The sequence below is a fragment of the Pseudomonas sp. genome, assembly GCF_048265905.1.
Classification (GTDB): domain Bacteria; phylum Pseudomonadota; class Gammaproteobacteria; order Pseudomonadales; family Pseudomonadaceae; genus Aquipseudomonas.
On record NZ_JBLXAP010000001.1, the window covers coordinates 1 to 21,478 of the forward strand.

General features: G+C 54.7%; 24 protein-coding genes. 16 read left to right on the top strand and 8 right to left on the bottom strand.

The annotated features are described in order from the left end of the window. The coding region (locus tag ACN0UH_RS00005) for a putative bifunctional diguanylate cyclase/phosphodiesterase (protein ID WP_417660125.1) at positions 1 to 2,069 on the top strand (2,069 nt) is incomplete at its 5' end. A gap of 36 nt (positions 2,070 to 2,105) precedes the next feature. On the opposite strand, the gene ACN0UH_RS00010 is transcribed toward ACN0UH_RS00005, so the two are convergent. Beyond that, positions 2,106 to 2,900: a hydroxypyruvate isomerase family protein gene (locus tag ACN0UH_RS00010; protein ID WP_417660126.1), complete on the bottom strand. Its 795-nt coding sequence runs from the start codon at positions 2,898 to 2,900 to the stop codon at positions 2,106 to 2,108. After that, positions 2,897 to 3,787: an NAD(P)-dependent oxidoreductase gene (locus ACN0UH_RS00015; RefSeq protein WP_417660127.1), complete on the bottom strand. Its 891-nt coding sequence runs from the start codon at positions 3,785 to 3,787 to the stop codon at positions 2,897 to 2,899. The genes ACN0UH_RS00010 and ACN0UH_RS00015 overlap by 4 nt, the downstream gene beginning before the upstream one ends. Positions 3,788 to 3,946: 159 nt before the next feature. Here ACN0UH_RS00015 and ACN0UH_RS00020 point away from each other — a divergent pair, with 159 nt between their 5' ends. Together ACN0UH_RS00020 and ACN0UH_RS00025 are read left to right on the top strand one after the other, a co-directional pair. Continuing rightward, entirely contained in the window at positions 3,947 to 4,300 is a 354-nt protein-coding gene (locus tag ACN0UH_RS00020) for a RidA family protein (RefSeq protein WP_417660128.1), read from the top strand. A 5-nt stretch (positions 4,301 to 4,305) separates the two neighbouring features. Further along, complete coding sequence (locus ACN0UH_RS00025) at positions 4,306 to 5,127, top strand: AraC family transcriptional regulator (RefSeq protein WP_417660129.1); 822 nt, start codon at positions 4,306 to 4,308, stop codon at positions 5,125 to 5,127. Here ACN0UH_RS00025 and ACN0UH_RS00030 read toward each other — a convergent pair whose 3' ends face one another. Then, positions 5,128 to 5,715, bottom strand: a complete 588-nt coding sequence (locus ACN0UH_RS00030; protein ID WP_417660130.1) for a LysE family translocator — start codon at positions 5,713 to 5,715, stop codon at positions 5,128 to 5,130. Between the two features lie 153 nt (positions 5,716 to 5,868). On the opposite strand from ACN0UH_RS00030, the gene ACN0UH_RS00035 reads away from it, so the two are divergent. From ACN0UH_RS00035 to phnE, 5 genes are all read left to right on the top strand, one after another. Further along, positions 5,869 to 6,228 (top strand): VOC family protein, encoded by a 360-nt coding sequence (locus ACN0UH_RS00035; RefSeq protein ID WP_417660131.1) that lies wholly within the window; start codon positions 5,869 to 5,871, stop codon positions 6,226 to 6,228. A 150-nt stretch (positions 6,229 to 6,378) separates the two neighbouring features. Then, entirely contained in the window at positions 6,379 to 7,230 is an 852-nt protein-coding gene (locus ACN0UH_RS00040; protein WP_087517695.1) for a putative selenate ABC transporter substrate-binding protein, read from the top strand. After that, entirely contained in the window at positions 7,227 to 8,030 is an 804-nt protein-coding gene (locus ACN0UH_RS00045) for a phosphonate ABC transporter ATP-binding protein (protein WP_417660132.1), read from the top strand. The genes ACN0UH_RS00040 and ACN0UH_RS00045 overlap by 4 nt, the downstream gene beginning before the upstream one ends. Next, positions 8,024 to 8,851 carry a PhnE/PtxC family ABC transporter permease gene (locus ACN0UH_RS00050; RefSeq protein ID WP_417660133.1) on the top strand — a complete coding sequence of 276 codons (828 nt, stop codon included), beginning with the start codon at positions 8,024 to 8,026 and terminating at the stop codon, positions 8,849 to 8,851. The genes ACN0UH_RS00045 and ACN0UH_RS00050 overlap by 7 nt, the downstream gene beginning before the upstream one ends. Further along, positions 8,848 to 9,615: a phosphonate ABC transporter, permease protein PhnE gene (gene phnE / locus ACN0UH_RS00055; protein ID WP_417660134.1), complete on the top strand. Its 768-nt coding sequence runs from the start codon at positions 8,848 to 8,850 to the stop codon at positions 9,613 to 9,615. The genes ACN0UH_RS00050 and phnE overlap by 4 nt, the downstream gene beginning before the upstream one ends. A 20-nt stretch (positions 9,616 to 9,635) precedes the next feature. On the opposite strand, the gene ACN0UH_RS00060 is transcribed toward phnE, so the two are convergent. Both ACN0UH_RS00060 and ACN0UH_RS00065 read right to left on the bottom strand, forming a co-directional pair. Further along, positions 9,636 to 10,376, bottom strand: a complete 741-nt coding sequence (locus ACN0UH_RS00060; RefSeq protein WP_417660135.1) for a DUF5064 family protein — start codon at positions 10,374 to 10,376, stop codon at positions 9,636 to 9,638. Between the two features lie 69 nt (positions 10,377 to 10,445). After that, positions 10,446 to 10,763, bottom strand: a complete 318-nt coding sequence (locus ACN0UH_RS00065; RefSeq protein WP_417660136.1) for a DUF2288 domain-containing protein — start codon at positions 10,761 to 10,763, stop codon at positions 10,446 to 10,448. A 295-nt stretch (positions 10,764 to 11,058) separates the two neighbouring features. Here ACN0UH_RS00065 and ACN0UH_RS00070 point away from each other — a divergent pair, with 295 nt between their 5' ends. The 5 genes from ACN0UH_RS00070 (at position 11,059) to ACN0UH_RS00090 (ending at position 15,952) form a co-directional block, all read left to right on the top strand. Next, positions 11,059 to 12,180, top strand: a complete 1,122-nt coding sequence (locus ACN0UH_RS00070; RefSeq protein WP_417660137.1) for a branched-chain amino acid ABC transporter substrate-binding protein — start codon at positions 11,059 to 11,061, stop codon at positions 12,178 to 12,180. Positions 12,181 to 12,298: 118 nt separating this feature from the next. After that, complete coding sequence (gene livH, locus ACN0UH_RS00075; protein ID WP_339486043.1) at positions 12,299 to 13,222, top strand: high-affinity branched-chain amino acid ABC transporter permease LivH; 924 nt, start codon at positions 12,299 to 12,301, stop codon at positions 13,220 to 13,222. After that, entirely contained in the window at positions 13,219 to 14,487 is a 1,269-nt protein-coding gene (locus ACN0UH_RS00080) for a high-affinity branched-chain amino acid ABC transporter permease LivM (protein ID WP_417660138.1), read from the top strand. The genes livH and ACN0UH_RS00080 overlap by 4 nt, the downstream gene beginning before the upstream one ends. Further along, entirely contained in the window at positions 14,484 to 15,251 is a 768-nt protein-coding gene (gene livG, locus ACN0UH_RS00085; protein WP_417660139.1) for a high-affinity branched-chain amino acid ABC transporter ATP-binding protein LivG, read from the top strand. The genes ACN0UH_RS00080 and livG overlap by 4 nt, the downstream gene beginning before the upstream one ends. Continuing rightward, complete coding sequence (locus tag ACN0UH_RS00090) at positions 15,251 to 15,952, top strand: ABC transporter ATP-binding protein (RefSeq protein WP_339510615.1); 702 nt, start codon at positions 15,251 to 15,253, stop codon at positions 15,950 to 15,952. Before livG ends, ACN0UH_RS00090 begins: the two co-directional genes overlap by 1 nt. A gap of 87 nt (positions 15,953 to 16,039) precedes the next feature. Here ACN0UH_RS00090 and gltS read toward each other — a convergent pair whose 3' ends face one another. The 3 genes from gltS to ACN0UH_RS00105 all read right to left on the bottom strand — a co-directional run bounded on the left by gltS (position 16,040) and on the right by ACN0UH_RS00105 (position 19,000). After that, the gene (gltS, locus tag ACN0UH_RS00095; protein WP_417660140.1) at positions 16,040 to 17,254 is read right to left on the bottom strand and encodes a sodium/glutamate symporter; all 1,215 of its coding nucleotides are present in this window, start codon (positions 17,252 to 17,254) and stop codon (positions 16,040 to 16,042) included. Positions 17,255 to 17,315: 61 nt separating this feature from the next. Beyond that, a complete protein-coding gene (gene hutG / locus ACN0UH_RS00100) occupies positions 17,316 to 18,254 on the bottom strand; it encodes a formimidoylglutamase (protein WP_417660141.1) in 939 nt (312 codons plus the stop codon). A 20-nt stretch (positions 18,255 to 18,274) separates the two neighbouring features. After that, the gene (locus tag ACN0UH_RS00105) at positions 18,275 to 19,000 is read right to left on the bottom strand and encodes an IclR family transcriptional regulator (RefSeq protein WP_417660142.1); all 726 of its coding nucleotides are present in this window, start codon (positions 18,998 to 19,000) and stop codon (positions 18,275 to 18,277) included. Positions 19,001 to 19,206: 206 nt separating this feature from the next. Between ACN0UH_RS00105 and ACN0UH_RS00110 the strand changes: the two genes are divergently transcribed. From ACN0UH_RS00110 to ACN0UH_RS00120, 3 genes are all read left to right on the top strand, one after another. Further along, positions 19,207 to 19,920 (top strand): rRNA pseudouridine synthase, encoded by a 714-nt coding sequence (locus ACN0UH_RS00110; RefSeq protein ID WP_417660143.1) that lies wholly within the window; start codon positions 19,207 to 19,209, stop codon positions 19,918 to 19,920. Positions 19,921 to 19,993: 73 nt separating this feature from the next. After that, the gene (locus ACN0UH_RS00115) at positions 19,994 to 20,470 is read left to right on the top strand and encodes a DUF1456 family protein (RefSeq protein ID WP_417660144.1); all 477 of its coding nucleotides are present in this window, start codon (positions 19,994 to 19,996) and stop codon (positions 20,468 to 20,470) included. A 154-nt stretch (positions 20,471 to 20,624) separates the two neighbouring features. Next, positions 20,625 to 21,395: an SDR family oxidoreductase gene (locus ACN0UH_RS00120; protein WP_417660145.1), complete on the top strand. Its 771-nt coding sequence runs from the start codon at positions 20,625 to 20,627 to the stop codon at positions 21,393 to 21,395. Positions 21,396 to 21,478 lie beyond the last annotated feature (83 nt).

The following is a 21,478-nucleotide window of genomic DNA, read 5'->3' on the forward strand; positions in this document are numbered from 1 at the left end:
TGGTCAGTATTGCGTGCTACACCGTACTCGAAGTGATTGAGCGCATCCGCCAAGCGCAGCAGCCACTTAGTCGCTGGCTGTGGCGTATTGTCGGCGCGCTCTGCTTAGGCAGTGGTTCATGGGTACTGCACTTTATTAATCAGTTACCTGACGCAGAGCATGCGCACATTGCTGCGGGTGCAAGCGCAAATTTCAGTTCGTTATGCGTTGCCACTATCTCGGCTTTTTTAGCGATGTTGAGCATCTCTGAAGGCCACGCGAAACCTGCACGATTATTGACGACAGCACTGCTGATAAGCCTAAGCAGCGGTGTTCTGCACGTATTTGCAATTGCCCAAAATGATCAAGTGATCGCCCTGTTTTATTCGCCACTGTTGGTCATGGCTGCGTTAACACTCTCCTGCGTATTCAGTTGCGCTGCCCTGTTCAGCTATGAACGCCAGCATGCACACACACCATCGATATCGCTGCTAAGCCGGATTACAGCGAGCGTATCGCTGGCACTGGCGATTGAGTTCGCTCACAGCTCAGGTATTGAAGCAATAACCACGGACGTAGCAACAGTTGCTCCGCCATCCGCGCTCATTGGCGAGTCGCACATGGCGCTGATTGTCTCGTGCCTGGCACTGCTTGGGTTTGCTGCCAGTCTGATTGCAGCGGCCCGTGACAAACAACAGCTGATCAACCAACGTGATTTTAGCCGGATGAACAGCCTTCTCAACCAACTGGATCACGCCCGCACATCGTTACAGCAAGCGGCCAACTATGATGGTTTAACTCAGCACCTGAACCGCCGGGGTTTAAATCTCGCATTCACCGAGAAGCTGCTCAAGCACCAGCAAAACAACACTCCACTTGGCGTACTGGTTATCGATATCGACCATTTCAAACGAATCAACGACAGCTTGGGCCATGCCATCGGCGACAGCATGCTTAAAGTTATTGCCGAGCGCGTTAGCTCAGCCTTACGTAATGACGACGTACTCTCACGACTCGGTGGAGATGAGTTATGCGTGCTTGCCAGCCTCAAGTCTAAAGATGAGGCGCGCGTATTAGCCGGGCGCATCCTATTGGCGGTGAAAGAACCTATCGTTATCAATGGCCGCTCTATGGTGATGACAACCAGCATCGGCATCAGCATGTTCCCCGAAGATGGTGACACCCCGGATGAATTGCTCAAACATGCAGACTTGGCGCTTTATCAAGCCAAAGGCAGCGGCCGCAACCAGATGCATTCGTTTAACTCTCAGCTAAAGGCCAAGGCTAGTGTTGAACTATTGCTTGAAGAGGAATTGCACAATGCGTTGCGCAGTGATGAAGGCCTGCAGTTGTTCTATCAGCCTATTCTCGACCTACACAGCGGCAAGCTCAGCAAACTCGAAGCACTCGTGCGCTGGCAGCACCCGCAACGCGGCCTGCTCAGCCCAGACCGGTTTATTGGTATTGCAGAAGCCAACGGATTTATCGCTGAACTGGATAATTGGGTCTTGCGCCGCGCTTGTTGTGACCTCTCGCTCTTAGCTGACGCGGGTCACGAGCAAGTCAAAATTGCAGTCAACTGCTCTGCGCTGAACCTAGGCCGCAACGAGCTGGTTGAGGAAGTCAGTGATGCGCTGCTGAATTTCTCGGTTGCCGCGCAACGGCTTGAACTGGAAGTCACCGAAAACGCCTTGATGGGCAACATTGAACAAGCTGTCGACTTACTGCAAGAAATCCGCGCGCTGGGTGTCAGCTTATCAATTGATGATTTTGGTACCGGTTATTCATCGTTGGCTTACCTGAAGCGATTACCCATCGACACCTTGAAAATCGACCGCTCTTTTATTCAGGATATCCCCAGCTCGCATGAGGACATGGAGATTGTCCAGGCCATTATCGCGATGGCTCACTCGTTGCAGCTAAAAGTCGTCGCGGAAGGTGTGGAATCACCCGAGCAATTGAGCTTCCTGCGGAACTTGGGATGCGACAGCATTCAGGGTTATCTGCTCAGCCGGCCGATCCCGATGCAGCAGCTGCTATCCTTTTTGTCAGATTACTCGACAGAAAACAGCTTTGTGTGTAACCAATAGCGAAGGTCACAACTGGCATCTATCTGAAAGCGCAAATCAGACCTGACCAAGCATGGCGCGCCACTGATTTAACCAGCTCAAACTGGCCTGCGTGCCTTGAGCACCTGGTTTGTACTCAGCCCCAATCCAGCTGTCATAACCGCTGGATTTGAGCGTTTCCAATGCACTGATAAAGTCCACCGCCCCGCTACCTGGAGCTCCACGGCCAGGGCAATCAGCAAACTGCACGTGCCCGATACGCCCTTTCAGGCGCTGGATACCCGCGCTGATATCTTCACCCTGCATTGCCATGTGATAAAAATCATACTGTGCACCACAATTGGCATGATCAACCGTGTCCAGCAGCTCACGCAGTTGCTCAGAACTGTTGATCAAAAAACCGGGCATATCCGTGGTATTGACCGCCTCGCAGACCACTGCAATGCCCAGTAAAGCGAAGGAGTCGGCAGTCTTGCGCAGGTTGGCGGCCAAGGTGTGCAATGCGAGCTCGCGTTCGACACCATCAGCCAATCGCCCTGGCAACACGTTAACCAAGGCTGGCCGCACCATCGCCGCGTAACTGAGAGCAGTTTCCAGCGCTTGATCAAACTCTGCCTGACGCGCAGGCACCGCCGCCAACCCCCAGCCTCCTGTCATCAAATCTGCTGCTGGCAGATTGATCACGCGCAATGGCATGCCTGCAGCTTCAAGCGCTTCCTTCAGACGAATGGCTGGGAGCTCGTAAGGAAACTGGATTTCAACGCCATCAAAGCCAGCTGCACTGGCCGCAACCACGCGCTCAACCAAGGGCAATTCGGTGAATAACAGGGATAAATTGGCGCAGATTTTCATGTTGTTTCCTCGCGGTATTGCTGGACCAAGGTAGCAGGATCTTTTTCCAGATTGCCTTGGCTGCCATGCAAACGCATCAGCTGCGCGGCCAAACCTGTTACCGGTGTTGCTGATCCTGTCTGCTGAGCGACCCGCACCGCAGTATCCAAATCTTTAAGCAGTGTGCGTACATGCCACTTGATTGGCTCAAATTCGCTCGCGGCCATTTGCGGCGCAAGAATCTGCAAGGGTTTTGAGTCTGCAAAACCGCCGGCTAGTGCCGGTGCGATCAAGCTAGCATCAACCCCTGACTTTTCAGCCAAGGCAACGACCTCAGCAATGACCAAGGCGTTGCAGGCAACGATCATCTGGTTGCAGACCTTGGTCACCTGCCCCGCGCCCACATCGCCCATGCGCGTGAGGCGCTGGCCGAGATGAGCCAGCACCGGCCTGATCTGCTCGATGTCAGCGTGGGCACCGCCGGCCATGATTGCCAACGAGCCAGCCTCTGCGCCAGCGGTACCACCGGAGACCGGCGCATCAACCCAACGCATACCTGTTCGACGCTCAAGCTCAGCAGCCATTTCCCGGGTTTGCGCGGGATCAAGGCTGGAAAAATCGACCAACAGCTGGCCCGGTCTTGCTGTCTCGACGACGCCGCCCGGACCGAACACAACTTCACGCACCACATCGGTATTGGCCAGACACAACATGACGATGTCAGCCTTGGCACAGAGTTGCGCCGGTTGATCCACTGAAGCTGCGCCCAGTTCGATCAACGGCTGGCATTTATCAGGTGAGCGATTCCACACAGTCAATGGATAACCCGCCGCCAGCAGGCGACGCGTCATCGGCAGGCCCATCAGGCCAATTCCGGCAAAAGCTAAAGCGGGTATACCAGCAGACATCATCAACTCCAGTTGTGACCAAGGTTATGCGGCTATCTTAAACTCAAAGCATGGTCGTCATTCAGCCGCTAGCTGATTAGACTATGGTCTTTCGGGCATAGTAAGCCGCAGCATATTGCGACTGCGCCCATTTCACTGTCAAAAGACCAAGGGACTTCCATGAGCATCACTCGCTTAGAAACCTCCGCACGCATGAGCCGCGTTGTCGTTCATAACAATACGGCCTATCTCTGCGGCCAAGTTGCCGAAGACCGCACAGCGGGTATTGAGCACCAAACCCAGACCATGCTGGCCAAGGTTGATGCACTGCTGGAATCGGTTAACAGCGATCGTGAGCACATCCTCTCGGCAACGATCTATATCAAAGATATGAGCGACTTTGCAGCAATGAACAGCGTGTGGGACAACTGGGTCCCAAGCGGTTTTGCCCCAGCCCGTGCCTGCGTGCAAGCGAGCATGGCCAGCCCGGAGTTGCTGGTTGAAATCTCCGTCGTTGCCGCGATCAAAGAGTAACTGAAATGACTAATTGCGTGCCCCAGTTCTGGCGAGACCCTGCATTGCCAGCTATTGAGGCACGCTCAATTATTGATGGGCGCAAGGTCTGTTATGCACTACATGCCCATGCACACTTTTCCATCGGGGTGATTACTTCCGGGGCCTGTACTTACATCAATGGCGAACAGCGGCAAGCGATTCACCAAGGCGTAAGCGTGCTCATGAACCCACAAGCGGTGCATGCCTGCAACCCGATTGATGAGCAGCCCTGGTCGTACCGCATGCTCTATGTCGATTGCCAATGGCTGGCCGGAGTACAAGCCTCGGTGCGCCATCATTCGTCTGGGGAATTTCAAGCCTACCAACCGGTTCTGAGCATTTCACCAACACTGTATAACGCCTTCAATCAGTTCTATGACAGGCTGCTCGACACCTCACTTTCAGCTGAAATCAAACAAACTGCTGCATTGGCATTCTTCCAGTTAATGGACCGCACCCTCGCGCCACAGGATGGCACAGTCAACGAACCTGAATTGCCCCATGCAAAGCTTGAACTGGCAGCTGCATTTATCCGCGATAACTGCGCGCAACCCTTGAGCCTGCAACAGATATGTGACGCTGCTGGCCTATCGCGCTCTTACATGATTCGCGCTTTCCGGCGGCATTTCGGCATGACACCTCACGCATACCTGACCAACCAGCGAGTACAACTTGCGCAACGTCTGCTTAAGCGCGGCGAGCTGATTGTCGACGCGGCGTTAGCTGCAGGCTTTGCCGACCAGGCTCACCTGCAACGCACCTTCAAACAGTTTCTGGCCGCCACTCCCGGGCAATACCGGGGCTGATCAAACCAACAACAAATAACCACAGCACAGCACCAGCAGCGCTGCCATCAAACGATTGAACACGCGCATGGCCGTTGGTGAACTCAAATACTGCTGCAAGAAAGTCCCAGCCACCGCCCAACAGGCAATCGACAGGTAGCAGACGATAAAATAGATGGTTGAGAACTCAGTTATCTGTTGCATATCGCCGTCAGCCACAAACGCACCCATGCCAGCGACGCAGGCCATCCAGGCCTTGGGATTAAGCCATTGCAACGTTGCACCATAAAGCATCGATGGCGCTCGGCCCTTTTGTGCGGTATTCAACTTGCCGTTATCGGTCGCCAACTTGAATGCCATAAACAGTAAAAAGGCAACGCCAGCCAACTTGATCAGCTCAGTCAGAAACGGCCACAACTGCAAGACCTTATGCAAGCCCAGCCCGGTCAAAACCAACAGCAGGGTGAAGCCAATTGTTGCTCCGGTGACATGCCGTAAGCTGGCACGCAAACCAAACTGCACACCGCTGCTAAGGGCAATGATATTCACAGGCCCCGGTGAAATTGAACTGGCTAACGCAAACGCCGCCATCGACAACCAAACACTCATATCCACCCCTCACGTAACGACTATGTAAGAGGCTCAACCCTAAGCAGTGCGTAGCCTGAAGGATTGAACAAAAGTACCCTGGGTGCTTGGTCTACGCTGATACTGCAATTTATAACTTAACCAGAACTCGCCACGACACAGAGAGGGTTGAAGATGCCTGCGCATGAAAAGATCAATTACGTCGAGTTTCCTGCCAAGGACCTAGCCGCCACCAAGGCTTTTTTTAATGCAGCCTTTGGCTGGACATTTGTCGATTACGGCCCCGATTACGTGGCCTTCTCCGACCAAGGTCTGGACGGAGGATTCTTCACCTCCGAGCAGCACTCGACCAGCGCCAACGGCGGCGCGCTTATTGTACTGTTCAGTGAAAACCTTGAGGCCACACAAGCAAAAGTCAGCGCAGCAGGTGGAAAAATCGTTAAAGATATTTACAGCTTTCCGGGCGGACGCCGCTTCCACTTTACGGAACCCAGCGGCAATGAATTTGCCGTCTGGGCGCAGCCAGAAAACTAAGCAGCAAGGTCTTTCATCGCGCCAAATTAACGCTGTTCCCCGTCAATCAAACATTTATGCATGGCTCAAGTGTTGGCGGGTTATGCTTCGCATCCAGCTTTACCCGTATAATTAATTCGCTTTCCCCGCTATTTAACCGGAGAACCCGTCATGTTCAAACGTACTCTTGCGCTCGCCGCAGGCATTGCCTTGTCTATTTCTACCGTTTGCAGTCACGCTGCTGACGTCTTACGCGTTTCCGCGATTCCTGATGAAGCCCCAACTGAGCTGCTACGTAAGTTCAAACCGCTGGGCGAATACCTTGAGCAGAAACTGGGCATGAAGGTTGAGTTTGTACCGGTGGCCGATTACGCCGCGGTGGTTGAGTCACTCGCCTCTGACCGCCTCGATATGGCTTGGCTAGGTGGTTTCACTTTTGTGCAAACACGCCTGAAAACCGGCAATGCCGTGCCGCTGGTTCAGCGCGAACAGGATGCTCAGTTCACCAGCAAGTTCATCAGCGCCGACCCAGCGGTTAAGTCGATCAAAGACCTTAAAGGCAAAACTTTCGCTTTCGGCTCCGTATCTTCAACATCTGGCAGCCTCATGCCGCGCTACTTCATGCTGCAAGACGGTATCAAGCCTGAAGAGTTCTTCAGCCGCATTGCTTACTCGGGTGCCCACGACGCAACAGCCGCCTGGGTCCAGGCTGGTAAAGCAGACGGCGGCGTACTCAATGCTTCGGTCTGGGACAAACTGGTTGCCAGCGGCAAGGTAGACACCAGTAAAGTCAAAGTAATCGCCACCACGCCCACCTACTTTGATTACAACTGGACTGTGCGCGGCACCCTTGATCCGGCGCTACAAGCCAAGATCAAAGCAGCATTTCTGGAGCTCGATCCAGCAGTGCCTGAACAGAAAGCCATTCTTGACCTGCAAGCGGCCAGCCGTTTCATCGAAACCAAGCCTGAAAACTATGAAGGGATCGAGGAAGCAGCGCGCGCCGCTGGCCTGTTGAAGTGACTTTAACGCTGCAAGGCGTGGGACTTACCCACGCCAATGGTCAGGTTGCGCTCAGTGATATTGATCTGACGATCAAGGCGGCTGAGCGCGTCGCCATCATCGGCCCTTCTGGCGCTGGCAAAACCACCCTGCTGCGCCTGCTTGCGACCAGCCTACAGCCGAGCACTGGCGAAATCAGCCTGCTTGAACAACAGCCGTGGGCGCTCGGTGCCAGCCAGCGTCAACGATTGCGTGCGCGTATAGGTTTGATCCATCAAGCGCCGCCATTGCCGCCACGTCAGCGTGTGGTTACCGCAATTCTCGCCGGTAAGCTCGGCCAGTGGTCACTGTTTAAAGGCCTGCTCAATCTGTTTTACCCCGTCGACATCGCTGGCGCTCAAGCCGCTTTGGCACGCCTGGACCTAGCCGACAAACTGTTTGAACGCTGCGACCAGCTTTCAGGTGGCCAGTTACAACGAGTCGGCATCGCCCGAGTGTTGTATCAAGGTGCGCAATTAATTCTCGCCGATGAACCGGTGTCAGCCATGGACCCCGTGCTTGCTGACCATACACTCAGTGTTTTGAGCCACGAAGCCGCTGCGCGCAAGGTGACTCTGCTCGCCAGCCTGCATGCGGTCGACTTAGCCATGGCGCATTTTCCACGGGTGATTGGAGTACGCGCCGGACGCATCGTCTTTGACCTGCCAAGCGATGAGATCAGCCCCGAGCAACTGGACGCGTTATACGCCAACGAGAAATTACAGTCCGCGCCCGAGATTATCGCGCCCACACCGACTGTGGTGCAGATTCCACGATGTTGAAACCTGCTCTACGCGACCCCGCATTTCTGCCACGCCTGGCGCTAAGCCTGCTCGCAGTAATTGTGCTGTGGCCTGGAATCAAGCTAAGTGAAGTTGATTTGGCGGTCTTGTTCGATGCTGAAAACAGCAAGACCATGGGCAATTTTCTCAGCGGTTTCTGGCCGCCTGCCCATGGCTCTGAGTTTCTACAGATACTATTGCGCGCCACCCTTGAAACATTGGCAATCGCCACCGCTGGTATGGCGCTGGCACTGTTGCTGGCGATTCCTTGTGGGCTGCTGGCCACTCGCGCCTTGTCGCTCTCGGCGGCACACCGCAATGGCCGCCCGGCTTGGTGGTCACTGGCCCTGCGCTGGCCGGTCCGTGGCGTGCTGATTGTGCTACGTAGTGTCCCCGAAGTGGTCTGGGCATTATTGTTCGTGCGCGCTGTAGGTCTAGGGCCCACTGCGGGCGTCCTTGCCATTGCCATTACTTACAGCGGCATGCTCGGTAAGGTTTACGCCGAAATTTTCGAATCAGTTGACCCTCGCCCTGCCCGCGCCTTGCTGGTGGCTGGCAGCCCAAGGCTGATGGCATTCGCTTATGGCGTGTTGCCCAACGCCTCGGCCGAAATGCTTTCCTACACGGTGTACCGCTGGGAGTGCGCTGTGCGGGCATCGGTGGTCATGGGTTTCGTCGGGGCTGGCGGACTTGGCCAGCAAATTGATTTGTCACTGCGCATGTTCGCCGGTGGGGAAGTCGCCAGCATGCTCCTGACCTTTTTGCTCTTGGTGCTTCTCGCTGACCAATTGAGCAGATTGCTGAGAGCGAGGCTGCAATGAAGTACCTGCTCAATTACAGCTTGGTGGCTCTGCTGCTGGGCGCCGTATTCGCCTCGTTCAGTTACTTGAATATTGACCTGACAACCCTGTTTGCCGGTGATGGCTTGAGCCAGATGGCCAGTTATGCCAATGGTTTTTTCAGCCCGGACTTTAATCCCTCACACTTGCGCGCTATTGGTAAAGGCGCACTGGAAACCTTGGCAATGTCGTCAATTGGTACGTTGCTGGCAGCGCTGCTGGGTATGCTGCTGGCACTTCCAGCTGCCGGGCGCTTTGGTCTGCTCGCCATGAGCCTCAGCCGCCTGCTGCTCAATGCATTACGCGCGATTCCTGAACTGGTGTGGGCGGCATTAGTGGTGTTAGCTGCAGGCTTGGGCCCCAATGCTGGCACGCTGGCCTTGGCGCTACACACGGCGGGAGTGCTCGGCCGGTTATTTGCCGAAGCTTTGGAAAATGTCAGTGATGAACCTGCACAGGCGATTCGCCTTGCCGGTGGCGGGCGAGCTGCCGCATTTTGCTACGGCACGCTTCCGGAAGTCTGGCCGCAACTGATCGCCTACACCCTGTACCGCTGGGAAAACAATATTCGCATGGCCAGCGTACTGGGCTTTGTCGGTGCGGGTGGCTTGGGTCAGATGCTCTACTTCCACCTCAGTTTGTTTCAGGAGGCACAAGCGGCGACGGTGATTCTGGCAATGCTGGTGCTGGTGCTGGGGGTCGACGCGCTGAGCGCCTGGGCACGTCAACGCTGGGTCAGCCAATAACCCAGCGCCAACCCATGCAGTTACAGGCCGTCTTTGGCCAGATTCTGAAGATCAATCGCTTCGCCACTGCGTAGCTGCAGCTTTTCGCGGATATCGGCAAACATCAAATCGTACTCTTTGTGACGACGCATGATGAGGCCGTTGTTGACCGGAATACCGTGCTTGGCTACGACCCGTGTTGCCACACTGCTGAAGTTATAAGCGGTGTCGCGGTGCAATTCGAACTTCTCCTCGAAGTCCTTGCCATTGCAGTTACCAACAAGACGCACAGAAAGCATCGGCCCTTCAACCGGATCTTGGCGAACGTCGTAATACATATCCAGAGAATAAACCGGGCAACCATCTCTGGCGACTTTGTTGGCGCGATGCAGATGACCCTCGGTATATTTGGAAACCGGCGGCACTGCCTCCTCGACTATCTCGGGTTCCAGCACCTCGACCGGCACGCCTAGCTTGGCTTTGATGTCGGCGTACATCCGGTCGTAATCATTGTGATTGCGTGCAATCAGGCCTTCGCTGCCAGGCACTCCGTATTTTTTACCGATACGACCAATGACACTGGCAAAATTAAATGCCTCTTCACGTGGCAGCTCAAAGGACTCTTCAAACATAGAGCCACTCACGTTACCAGCCATGCGCATGCAGAGAATTGGCTTGAAATTCTCATCACGATGCACGTCATAGTAAATATCGACACTGAATTCCGGGATATCGCTCGAGGCTCTTTGCTTAGTGCGATGTACGTGCCCTGGCTCAAACATTTTGCTACTCCATGTAAAAAAATTAATCATGCATCTAAATGGGTACGACCACTGAGTCGATGCGACCGTTCAGCGCTTTTTTGGTGCGTCCATGCGTTCTTGCACAAGCACCCAAGGTGCAACGACCACGGCCCACAACTGCGGATCGCGGGTTAATACGCTTTCAGCTTGCTCGTCGGTCATTTTAGTAACAAGACCCGCAGACAACCAGCCCGACACCTTGGCGGTGTCATTCTCGACCACTGCCTGCGCAACCTCAATCAAATCCTGGATTGGCTCAACCCACAACAAAGCGCCCTTGGCAAAATGAGGCTGTAGCTCTTGCCAGTCAATAGGTGCTGTTTGCCCAAGAAGTTTGGCATAGAGGGTGCTAGGTTGGTCTGTCATGGTTGTGCCTATTTTTTAGCCGATTTTTGATTGCCATCATGATAACGTCGGCATGCTGGCAGGCAAGTTTGCCTGACGTCATGAAATGAAGCCAAGGCACGCCGTTTTTCTATACATTTCTTATATTTAAGCGACATCTTCGTGCTTTGCCCCCTGCTTCCGGCTTTTCAAGGCGCAAATCAGCGCTCTACACTGTACCGGTACAGTTGCTAGGGGTACGACCGAGGAATAGAACTCGGTTCTGCAGCTTTGGCCGTAAGAACTACAACAACTAAAAACACAAGAGTGGAGCATTATGAAAAAGGCAACTAAGCAGATTTCCAAACTGTTCGCCGCGATGGCAATGGCTGGCGTTGCAAGCTACTCAATGGCTGCAGACACAATCAAAATCGGTTTGGCAGGTCCAGTTACTGGCGCTGTAGCCCAGTACGGTGAGATGCAGTTCATCGGCGCTAAAATGGCTATTGAGCAGATCAATAAAGCAGGCGGCGTAAACGGCGAGATGCTCGAAGGTGTGGTCTATGACGACGCTTGCGATCCAAAACAAGCCGTTGCTGTTGCTAACAAAATTGTTAACGATGAAGTTAAGTTTGTTGTCGGTCACCTGTGCTCAAGCTCCACTCAGCCTGCTTCGGACATTTACGAAGACGAAGGCATTCTGATGATTACCGCTGCGTCGACCAGCCCTGAAATCACTGCACGTGGTTATCAGTTGATCTTCCGCACTATCGGTCTGGACAGCCTGCAAGGCCCAACCGCGGGTAACTTCATCGCTGACCACATCAAGCCGAAGAACGTTGCGGTAATCCACGACAAGCAACAGTACGGTGAAGGCATTGCCACTGCTGTTAAGCAGACTCTGGAAGCCAAAGGCGTCAAAGTCGGCATGTTTGAAGGCATCAACGCTGGCGACAAAGACTTCTCGTCGATGATCTCCAAGCTCAAGCAAGCTGGTGTTGACTTCGTTTACTACGGTGGCTATCACCCAGAGTTGGGTCTGCTGCTGCGCCAATCTGCTGAAAAAGGCCTGAAAGTTAAGTTCATGGGTCCAGAAGGCGTGGGTAACAAAGAGATCTCTGCAATCGCTGGTCCTGCTTCCGAAGGCCTGCTGGTTACCCTGCCGAAATCATTCGATCAGGACCCAGCCAACAAGGCATTGGTTGAAGCCTTCAAAGCCAAAAACGAAGACCCAAGCGGTCCATTCGTATTCCCTGCTTACGCAGCGGTACAAGTGATTGCCGGTGGTATCGAGAAAGCCGGTAGCACTGACACCGACAAAGTTGCAGCTGCTCTGCGCGCCAACAGCTTCAAGACGCCAACCGGCAACCTTTCCTTCGACGAGAAGGGCGATCTGAAGGACTTCAGCTTCGTGGTCTACGAATGGCACCAGGACGGTACAAAAACCGAAGCTAAATAAGCCTCACTGTCCTAACCCAAAGCCCACTGCAGCCGCAGTGGGCTTTGTTTATCAGAAGAATCCCGGTCTTGCGCGGCGCCACAAGCGATGCATTACGCAACGACCCAGGAGCTAGGCAATGCCTGATCTTTATCACTACCTGCAACAGCTGGTTAATGGTCTGACCATTGGCAGCACTTATGCCCTGATTGCTATTGGCTACACCATGGTCTACGGCATCATCGGCATGATCAACTTCGCCCACGGCGAGGTTTATATGATTGGCTCATACGTGGTGTTTATCGCAGTCGCCGGTCTCGCCATGTTTGGCATCCATAGCCTGCCCATTGTGCTGATTGCAGGATTTGCTGCCAGCATCATTGTCGCCAGTGCTTATGGATACAGTATTGAACGTGTCGCCTACCGGCCCTTGCGCGGTGGCAACCGTTTGATCCCCCTGATTTCGGCAATTGGTATGTCGATATTCCTGCAAAACGAAGTACTTCTTGCGCAGGACTCCAAAGACAAAGCCATTCCCAATCTGCTTCCTGGCAATTTCGTGTTCGGCGAAAACAGCATGAACGGCGTGGTTATCTCGTACATGCAAGTGCTGATTTTCATTGTGACCTTCCTGGTCATGATTGGCCTTACCTGGTTCATCTCCCGCTCCCGCCTGGGCCGCGCCTGCCGCGCCTGCGCTGAAGACTTGAAGATGGCCAACCTACTAGGTATCAACACCAACAACATCATCGCCCTGACCTTCGTAATTGGCGCGGCTCTCGCAGCGGTTGCCTCGATACTGTTGAGTTTGCAATATGGCGTAATCAACCCGCACCTGGGCTTCCTCGCTGGCATCAAGGCCTTCACCGCAGCAGTACTGGGCGGTATTGGCAGTATTCCTGGCGCGGTTCTGGGTGGCTTGGTCTTGGGTGTTGCTGAAGCATTTGGCGCAGATATTTTTGGCGACCAATACAAAGACGTTGTGGCATTCAGCCTGTTAGTGCTGGTGTTGCTGTTCCGCCCGACTGGCATTTTGGGTCGTCCGGAGGTTGAAAAAGTATGAGTTCGGCAATTACCAAAAACCTCAAGACAGCATTTTTCAGCGCCCTGCTGGTATTGGCTGTTGCCTATCCGGTGTTGGGGCTGAAGCTGACGACTGTTGGTATCAAGCTCGAAGTCCACAACGCCAGCCCAGCGGTTCTCTGGACCATTGCTGGCTGTACGATTGCGATGTTCTTCTGGCAACTATTTCGCGGCCCGATCAGCGCAGCATGGTCACATGCCCCGAAACTGCCAACGGTTCCGAGCAAAGCGACTAACTTCATTACCCTGCCTTCGACCCAGCGCTGGATTATTCTTGGCTTGGTAATGGTGGCGCTGGCATGGCCGTTTTTTGGCAGCCGTGGTGCAGTGGATATCGCCACCCTGATCCTGATCTACGTGATGCTCGGCCTCGGTCTGAACATCGTGGTGGGCTTTGCTGGCCTGCTCGATCTGGGTTACGTCGGCTTCTACGCGGTTGGCGCCTACACCTACGCTCTGTTGTCGTATTACTACGGCCTGGGTTTCTGGGTATGCTTGCCGATTGCAGGGCTGATGGCGGCATTCTTCGGCTTTATTCTCGGTTTCCCGGTGCTGCGTTTGCGCGGTGATTACTTGGCAATTGTGACGCTCGGTTTCGGTGAAATTATCCGCATCCTGCTGCGTAACATGACCGAGTTGACAGGCGGCCCGAACGGTATCAGCAACATCGATAAACCAACCCTGTTTGGCCTGTCGTTCGATCGCAGAGCAGCCGAAGGCATGCAAACCTTTCACGAGTACTTCGGCACTGCTTACCAGTCGATCAACAAGGTTATCTTCCTGTATCTGATCGCCCTGCTACTGGTGCTGCTGACGCTATTCGTGATCAACCGCCTGCTGCGCATGCCAATTGGCCGCGCGTGGGAAGCGCTGCGGGAGGACGAAATCGCTTGCCGCGCATTGGGCATGAACCCAACCATCATCAAGCTCTCCGCCTTTACCCTGGGCGCTTGCTTTGCGGGTTTTGCTGGTAGCTTCTTTGCCGCTCGCCAGGGCTTGGTGACACCAGAGTCGTTCACTTTCATTGAGTCAGCAATCATCCTCGCCATCGTGGTTCTCGGCGGCATGGGTTCTCAGCTCGGGGTGATTCTCGCCGCGATCGTGATGATCCTGCTACCGGAACTGATGCGTGAATTCAGCGAGTACCGCATGTTGTTCTTCGGTGCCCTGATGGTCTTGATGATGATTTGGCGTCCGCAGGGCTTGCTGCCCATGCAGCGCCCACACCTGGAGCTGAAACAATGAGCCGCCCGATTCTGGAAGTAAGCGGCTTATCCATGCGTTTTGGCGGCCTGCTGGCCGTCAACGGTGTGAATCTGACCGTTCATGAAAAACAAGTGGTGTCGATGATCGGCCCTAACGGCGCTGGCAAAACCACCGTTTTCAACTGTCTGACTGGCTTTTACCAGCCAACCAGCGGCAGCGTGCGCCTCAATGGCGAGCAAATTGAGGGCCTGACAGGCCACAAGATTGCCCGTAAAGGCGTAGTGCGCACCTTTCAGAACGTGCGCTTGTTCAAGGACATGACCGCGGTTGAAAACTTGTTGGTGGCGCAGCATCGTCACCTCAATACCAACTTCTTCGCAGGCCTGTTCAAGACACCGGCATTTCGCAAAAGCGAGCGCGAGGCCATGGACTATGCTGCGCATTGGCTGGAGCAGGTCAACCTGACCGAATTCGCCAACCGCCCCGCAGGCACCCTCGCCTACGGTCAGCAGCGCCGCCTGGAAATCGCCCGTTGCATGATGACTCGTCCAAGCATCCTGATGCTCGACGAACCAGCTGCAGGCCTGAACCCTCGGGAAACCGAAGACCTCAAGGCACTGATCGGCATGCTGCGCGACGAACACAACGTCACCGTGCTGCTGATTGAGCATGACATGAAGTTGGTGATGAGCATCTCTGACCACATCTTCGTGATCAACCAGGGAACACCGCTGGCAGACGGAACGCCGGAGCAGATCCGCGACAACCCGGATGTAATCAAAGCCTATCTGGGGGAAGCGTAATGCTCTATTTCGAAAACGTTTCGACCTTCTACGGCAAGATCCAGGCACTGCACGATGTTAACGTTGAAGTCCGTCAGGGTGAGATTGTGACCCTGATTGGCGCCAACGGCGCAGGCAAGTCAACCCTGTTGATGACCCTGTGCGGCAACCCGCAAGCCACCAGCGGCAGCATCCGGTATCAGGGTGAAGAGCTGGTTGGCATGCAAACGCCAGACATCATGCGCAAAAGCATTGCCGTGGTTCCGGAAGGCCGCCGGGTGTTCGCCCGCCTCACGGTGGAAGAAAATCTGGCCATGGGTGGATTCTTTACTGATAAAGCTGATTTTCAGGAGCAAATGGATAAGGTGCTGCACCTGTTCCCGCGCCTGAAAGAACGCTTTGAGCAACGCGCCGGCACCATGTCTGGTGGCGAACAGCAGATGCTTGCCATCGGCCGCGCGCTGATGAGCAAGCCGAAGCTGTTGCTGCTCGATGAACCTTCACTGGGCCTGGCGCCGATCATCATTCAGCAGATTTTCGATATCATCGAACAACTGCGCGAAGACGGTGTGACCGTGTTCCTGGTTGAACAGAACGCCAACCAAGCATTGAAACTGGCGGATCGTGGCTACGTACTGGAAAACGGTCGTATCGTCATGCAGGGCAGCGGTGAAGAGCTGCTCAACGATCCAAAAGTACGCGATGCCTATCTCGGCGGTTAACCGGGTTCATTGCAACTAAAAATGCCGCTGATTTCAGCGGCATTTTTTATGGGCGTATCAATAACGCGACTGTGACTGATGCACCGATCAGACGGCGGCGAAGGCGTTGAGAAACCAGGTTATCAGCGGGATAGCAACAATATCGATCAGCACCGCGCCACACAGCGGCACAATGATAAAGGCCTTGTAGGAGAACACTTTGTAGTGCTCACAGACTGCGCCCATGTTCGCGACCGCATTTGGTGTAGCCCCAAGGCCATGCCCCATAAAGCCAGCGCACAATACCGCCGCATCATAATTCCCGCCCAACAGGCGAAACAGCACAAATACCGTCAGCAAGATCATCACCACAATCTGCACGACCAAGATGCCAAGCAGCGGCAAGCCGAGTTGCTCCAGCTCCCAGAACTTCAGGCTCATCATCGCCATGGTCAGAAAAATACCCAGGCACACATCACCGACAGTGCTGATGGCCGAATCAGGAATCTCGATGATCCGTGCACGATCATTCAGGTTGCGCAGCAGAACCGCGACAAACATTGCACCTACATAGCTCGGCAGCACAATGCCTAGATGATCGTTCAAGGCGCTACCAAGCCAGAAGCCCAGCACCATGATTACCAAAATGCAGGCCAACAGCCGCAATAGCGTCGGTGCATCCAAAGCTTGAACTGGCTCCTGCGCGCCCGAGTTCAGTGCGCCTAACGCGCCTACTTGCTCGGTCACAACAGCCAGTTTTTTGCGCTCGATCAACCAGCGCGCAATAGGTGTCCCAAGTAGACCACCCGCCACCATGCCGAATGTTGCGGCAGCCAGCGCGGCAGTGGTTGCGCCCTGCGCGCCAAGGCTTTCAGCCACAGGACCAAATGCTGCTGCAGCACCAAAACCGCCCTCAAGAGAGACTGCGCCAGCCATCAACCCTAGCAGCGGGTCTATACCCAACAGGCTGGCGACGCCCACACCCAAAGCATTTTGCAGCAACGCCAGAAACCAGCAGGCTCCTAGATAGACAAATAAAATCTTACCGCCCTGACGCAATAACCCAAGGCTGCCACCGAGCCCTACCGTGGTGAAAAACGCGACCATCAAGGGCGTTTGCAGAGCCGTATCAAACTTCAGGCTCAACAACTCTTGGTTACGCAACAACCACACCAGCAAGGCAAAACCAAAACCACCGATTACCGGTGCAGGTACGCAAAGTTGAGTAAGCCAATAACTGCGTTTTTTCAGGAAAGATCCCGCTCCAAGCAGCAGTAATGCCAAAGCGGTGGTGGTTAATGCATCCAGTTCTAGGGTCAACATGGCAGCTTTCTCTATTGTTATTGCTGATCATTTTCTGATCAGGTAAGTGGGTTCAAAAACTTCAATCGACCATGCTGGCCAACAGCCTGGCACCGATGCGCGCTGTGCGATTGTCTTGATCCAGGCTTGGGTTAAGTTCTGCAATATCGGCCAGGCGCAGTTTGCCGCTGGCCTTGGCAAGTCGAACCAGATGTTCGACCACCATCACATCCACACCATGCGCGGAAGGTGCACTCACCCCCGGCGCCTGGCTTGCAGGCAGCACGTCGAGGCAGACCGTCATGTACAGGTGATCAATGCTGCTCAGAAACTCTTGGAGAAATGCTTCGATCGCCGCGAGATTCCAGCCTTGCATTTGCCGGTCCAGCAAATAACGAACATTCAGCCTTTGAGCTTGATCAAACAGCGACTGGGTATTGTTGTGCTCACTGACGCCCAGGCAGCAGTACTCGAAGTCCATGCCTGCTGTCTGGCAATACTCGGCTATCTGTAGAAAGGGCGTGCCGGAGCTGCTCTGCGCAGCGAAGCGCAAATCAAAGTGCGCATCAAAATTGAGAATGCCCAGCTTTGGCGTCGGCTCTTGCTTGCGCAGGTGATCCGCCAGCCCGGTAAAACTGGCGAAAGCAATCTCGTGACCGCCTCCCAGCCCCAACGGCCGATGGCCATTGCCGAGCAGTTCGGTGATTGTTGCGGCGTAGCGCTGTTGTGCAGATTCCAGTTGATCGGCTTCACACCAGACATCGCCCGCGTCATAAACCGGCGCAGAGCCATGCCAGGCAAGATTGGCCAAGGCCTTGCGTAGCACCTGAGGGCCTTGGCGCGCGCCAATACGCCCTTGATTGCGCCTGACGCCTTCGTCGCAGGCAAAGCCCAGCAAGGTCACGCCAGATACCTGTTGTGACGCATAGGGCTGAACCCACTGATGCCAGCGCAACGCGCTTTGGCCTTCGGCGGCATCAGTGCGGCCGGTCCATACCTGCATATCAGCTGTGACGGTCATGCTTTGGCTCTCTTAAATACTCAATCAAGACGTGCGCTAACCCGCAGCGCCGCATCCTGTGTCCAGCGAATCAATTGATCGCTGCGTTGCTCTGCTCTAATCGCCGGTGCCATCAGGCTGATCACAGCCTGCAAGCGCTCGCGACTATCAAATAGCGGCGCACTAACACCCCAGACGCCTTCATCAATTTCGCCATTAGAAACGGCATAACCCGCCTGTCTGATTTCGACAAAATTGCGCATGTAGTCGTCCAGCGCCGTCGCCTCGACTCCTTTGGCTGCCAATATCGCCAGGCTTTGTGCCGGCTCCATAAAGGCCAGTAATGCGCGAGCAGATGCCCCGATCAACAAGGGCTGGGCAAGGCCTTTCTGATAACAGCAGCGCAAGGGTTGCTGGCTATCGACCAACTCCACGCATATCGCCTGGCCATTGATTGGCACCATCAAGGCAACGCTTTCCCGGCTCAGCTCAGCCAGCCGCTTGAGTTCGGGCTTGGCCAATGTCACCAATACCGCATCACGATCAAACTTCTTGGCCAGCTGCATGCACGTTGGCCCAGGCAGGTAACGCCCCTGGCCGTTGTCCTCGGCCAAGCCCCAGCGCAACAAGGTTTTCAGGTGGCGATAAGTGCTACTCAAGGGCTGCTGCAGGTTTTCTGATAATTCCTTGGCCGAGATAACTTCGTCGGCTTGACCCAAGGCGACCAATATCTGTAGCAAGCGATCAGTTGGGGTTTTGTAGTTCATGGGCGCTCCTTACTTTTAGGATGCTCGAACTTTCTCACTTAATGAAATAGCAGTCCCATTCAGTGGGAATAGCTTGATAAATAGGCGACCAACGGCTCATGCACTCCAGTTCGAGCCAGCCGATGTTCAGCCGAAACACCGAGTCATCCGTACATAAGCGTTGCGGGCAGTTACAATAGGAGGATTACCTTATTGATGACTGCCTGATGACCGAGCCAATACGCCTTTCCAAACGCCTGATCGAACTGGTCGGTTGCTCCCGACGTGAAGCTGAGCTGTACATTGAAGGCGGCTGGGTAACGGTGGATGGCGAAGTGATCGACGCGCCTCATTTCAAGGTTGCCGAGCAGCAGGTTGAACTGCTGGCAAACGCGATTGCCGCACCGCTGGACCCGGTGACCTTGCTGGTGAATATCCCGCCTGGACACAACAGCGCCGAGCGAATCACCGAAGAACTGAGCACCGCCAGCCACTGGCCAGAGGACGCTTCAGGCATCCGCCCCCTGAAAGGCCACCTGTTGAATTTAACCGCCTGCATTCCTTTGCAAGCCGGTGCAGAAGGCTTGCATGTACTGACCCAGGACTGGCGTATCGAGCGCAAACTGCGTGACGACATCGTCAAGATGGAGCAGGAGTATGTAGTTGAGGTCAGCGGCGAACTTAGCGAGCGTGATCTAAAGCGGCTTAATCACGGTTTGATCTTCAACAACTACGCCTTGCCACCCTGCAAAGTGAGCTGGCAGAACGAAACCCGCCTGCGTTTCGCCCTGAAAAACCCAATACCGGGCCAGATCGTATTTATGTGCAATGAAGTCGGGCTCAAAGTATTGAGCTTCAAGCGCATACGCGTCGGCGGCGTGCCCATGTCGAAAGTCGCACCGGGGCAATGGCGCTATCTAGCGGCGAAAGAACGCTTCTAAACTCCGCTCCAACTCCATATTTTCTAGCGCAGACAATCTCGAACCCTGTCTGCGCATTTATCAGGAATCCACAATGCTTAATAACGATGTGCTGCGCAGTGTGCGCTATATGCTTGATGTCAACGATGCAAAACTGGCTGAAATCATTGCCCTGAGCGGCAAGACTGTGACCACCGCCGAGCTTGAGCCACTGCTGAAAAAAGAAGACGAAGACGGCTTTATCGCCTGTGACGATGAGCTGATGGCACATTTTCTGGATGGCCTGGTTTACTTCAAGCGCGGCAAGGACGACAGCCGTCCAGCGCAGCCATTCGAGCTGCCAATGACCAATAACATGGTGCTGAAAAAGCTGCGTGTGGCCTTCGAGCTGAAAGAAGATGATATGCACGCGATCATGCAGAGCGTTGATTTCCCGGTGTCGAAACCGGAAATGAGCGCCCTGTTCCGCAAGTTTGGCCACAGCAACTACCGCACCTGCGGCGACCAGTTCCTGCGTAACTTCCTCAAGGGCCTGACCCTGCGCGAACGCCCTCAAGCCGCCGTGGAATAACCGTTGAACAGTGCTTGAGCCACGGCGCTGGACGGCTCTGCACGAATCCGGCTATCGCGCGCCACACATGGCGCTGTATTTGCGCCAACAATAGTGCATCCACTGTTGGCGCTAGCCGATTAGGGTGATGGCATCCGTTGATAAAGGACTCGCCATGCTTCCCTACTTCTCTCTAAAAGACCGCACTGCACTGGTTACCGGTGGCACTCGCGGTATCGGCAAGATGATCGCCAAAGCCTTTGTCCAAGCAGGCGCCACAGTCTACGTGTGCGCCCGCGACGCTCAGGCCTGCAGTGACACCGCAGAAGAGCTCAGCGCCTTCGGCACCTGCCACGGTATCGCCGCTAACCTGGCGACAGAAGAAGGCGTACAGGCCCTCGCTCATGAACTCAGTGGCAAACTTAGCCAGCTCGATATTCTGGTCAACAACGCAGGCACGACTTGGGGCGCACCGCTTGAGTCCTACCCGGTCAAGGGCTGGGAAAAAGTCATGCAACTCAATGTCACCTCGGTTTTCAGCTGCATCCAGCAATTACTGCCACTGCTGCGAAAAGCCGGGAACAGCGCCAATCCTGCACGAATAATCAATATTGGCTCGGTGGCCGGCATCAGCTCACTTGGTGAGAACGCCTACGCCTACGGCCCAAGCAAAGCTGCACTGCACCAACTGTCGCGGATGCTCGCGCGGGAACTGGTTGAACAGCACATCAACGTCAATGTGATTGCACCTGGTCGCTTCCCAAGCAAGATGACCCAACACATTGCCAATGATGACGAAGCAATGGCCGAAGACACCGCGGTCATACCGATGAAACGCTGGGGTCGTGAAGAAGAAATGGCTGCTTTGGCGATCAGCCTGGCCAGTACCGCAGGCGCCTACATGACCGGCAATATCATCCCGATTGACGGTGGCTTCAGCCTTTAAGACGAAGGTGCGGCTGCGACAGCCGCGCTTAAAGCAAGCGGCGCTTTGCGGTTAAGATGAGCGACCTCCAGCAGTGGTCAACC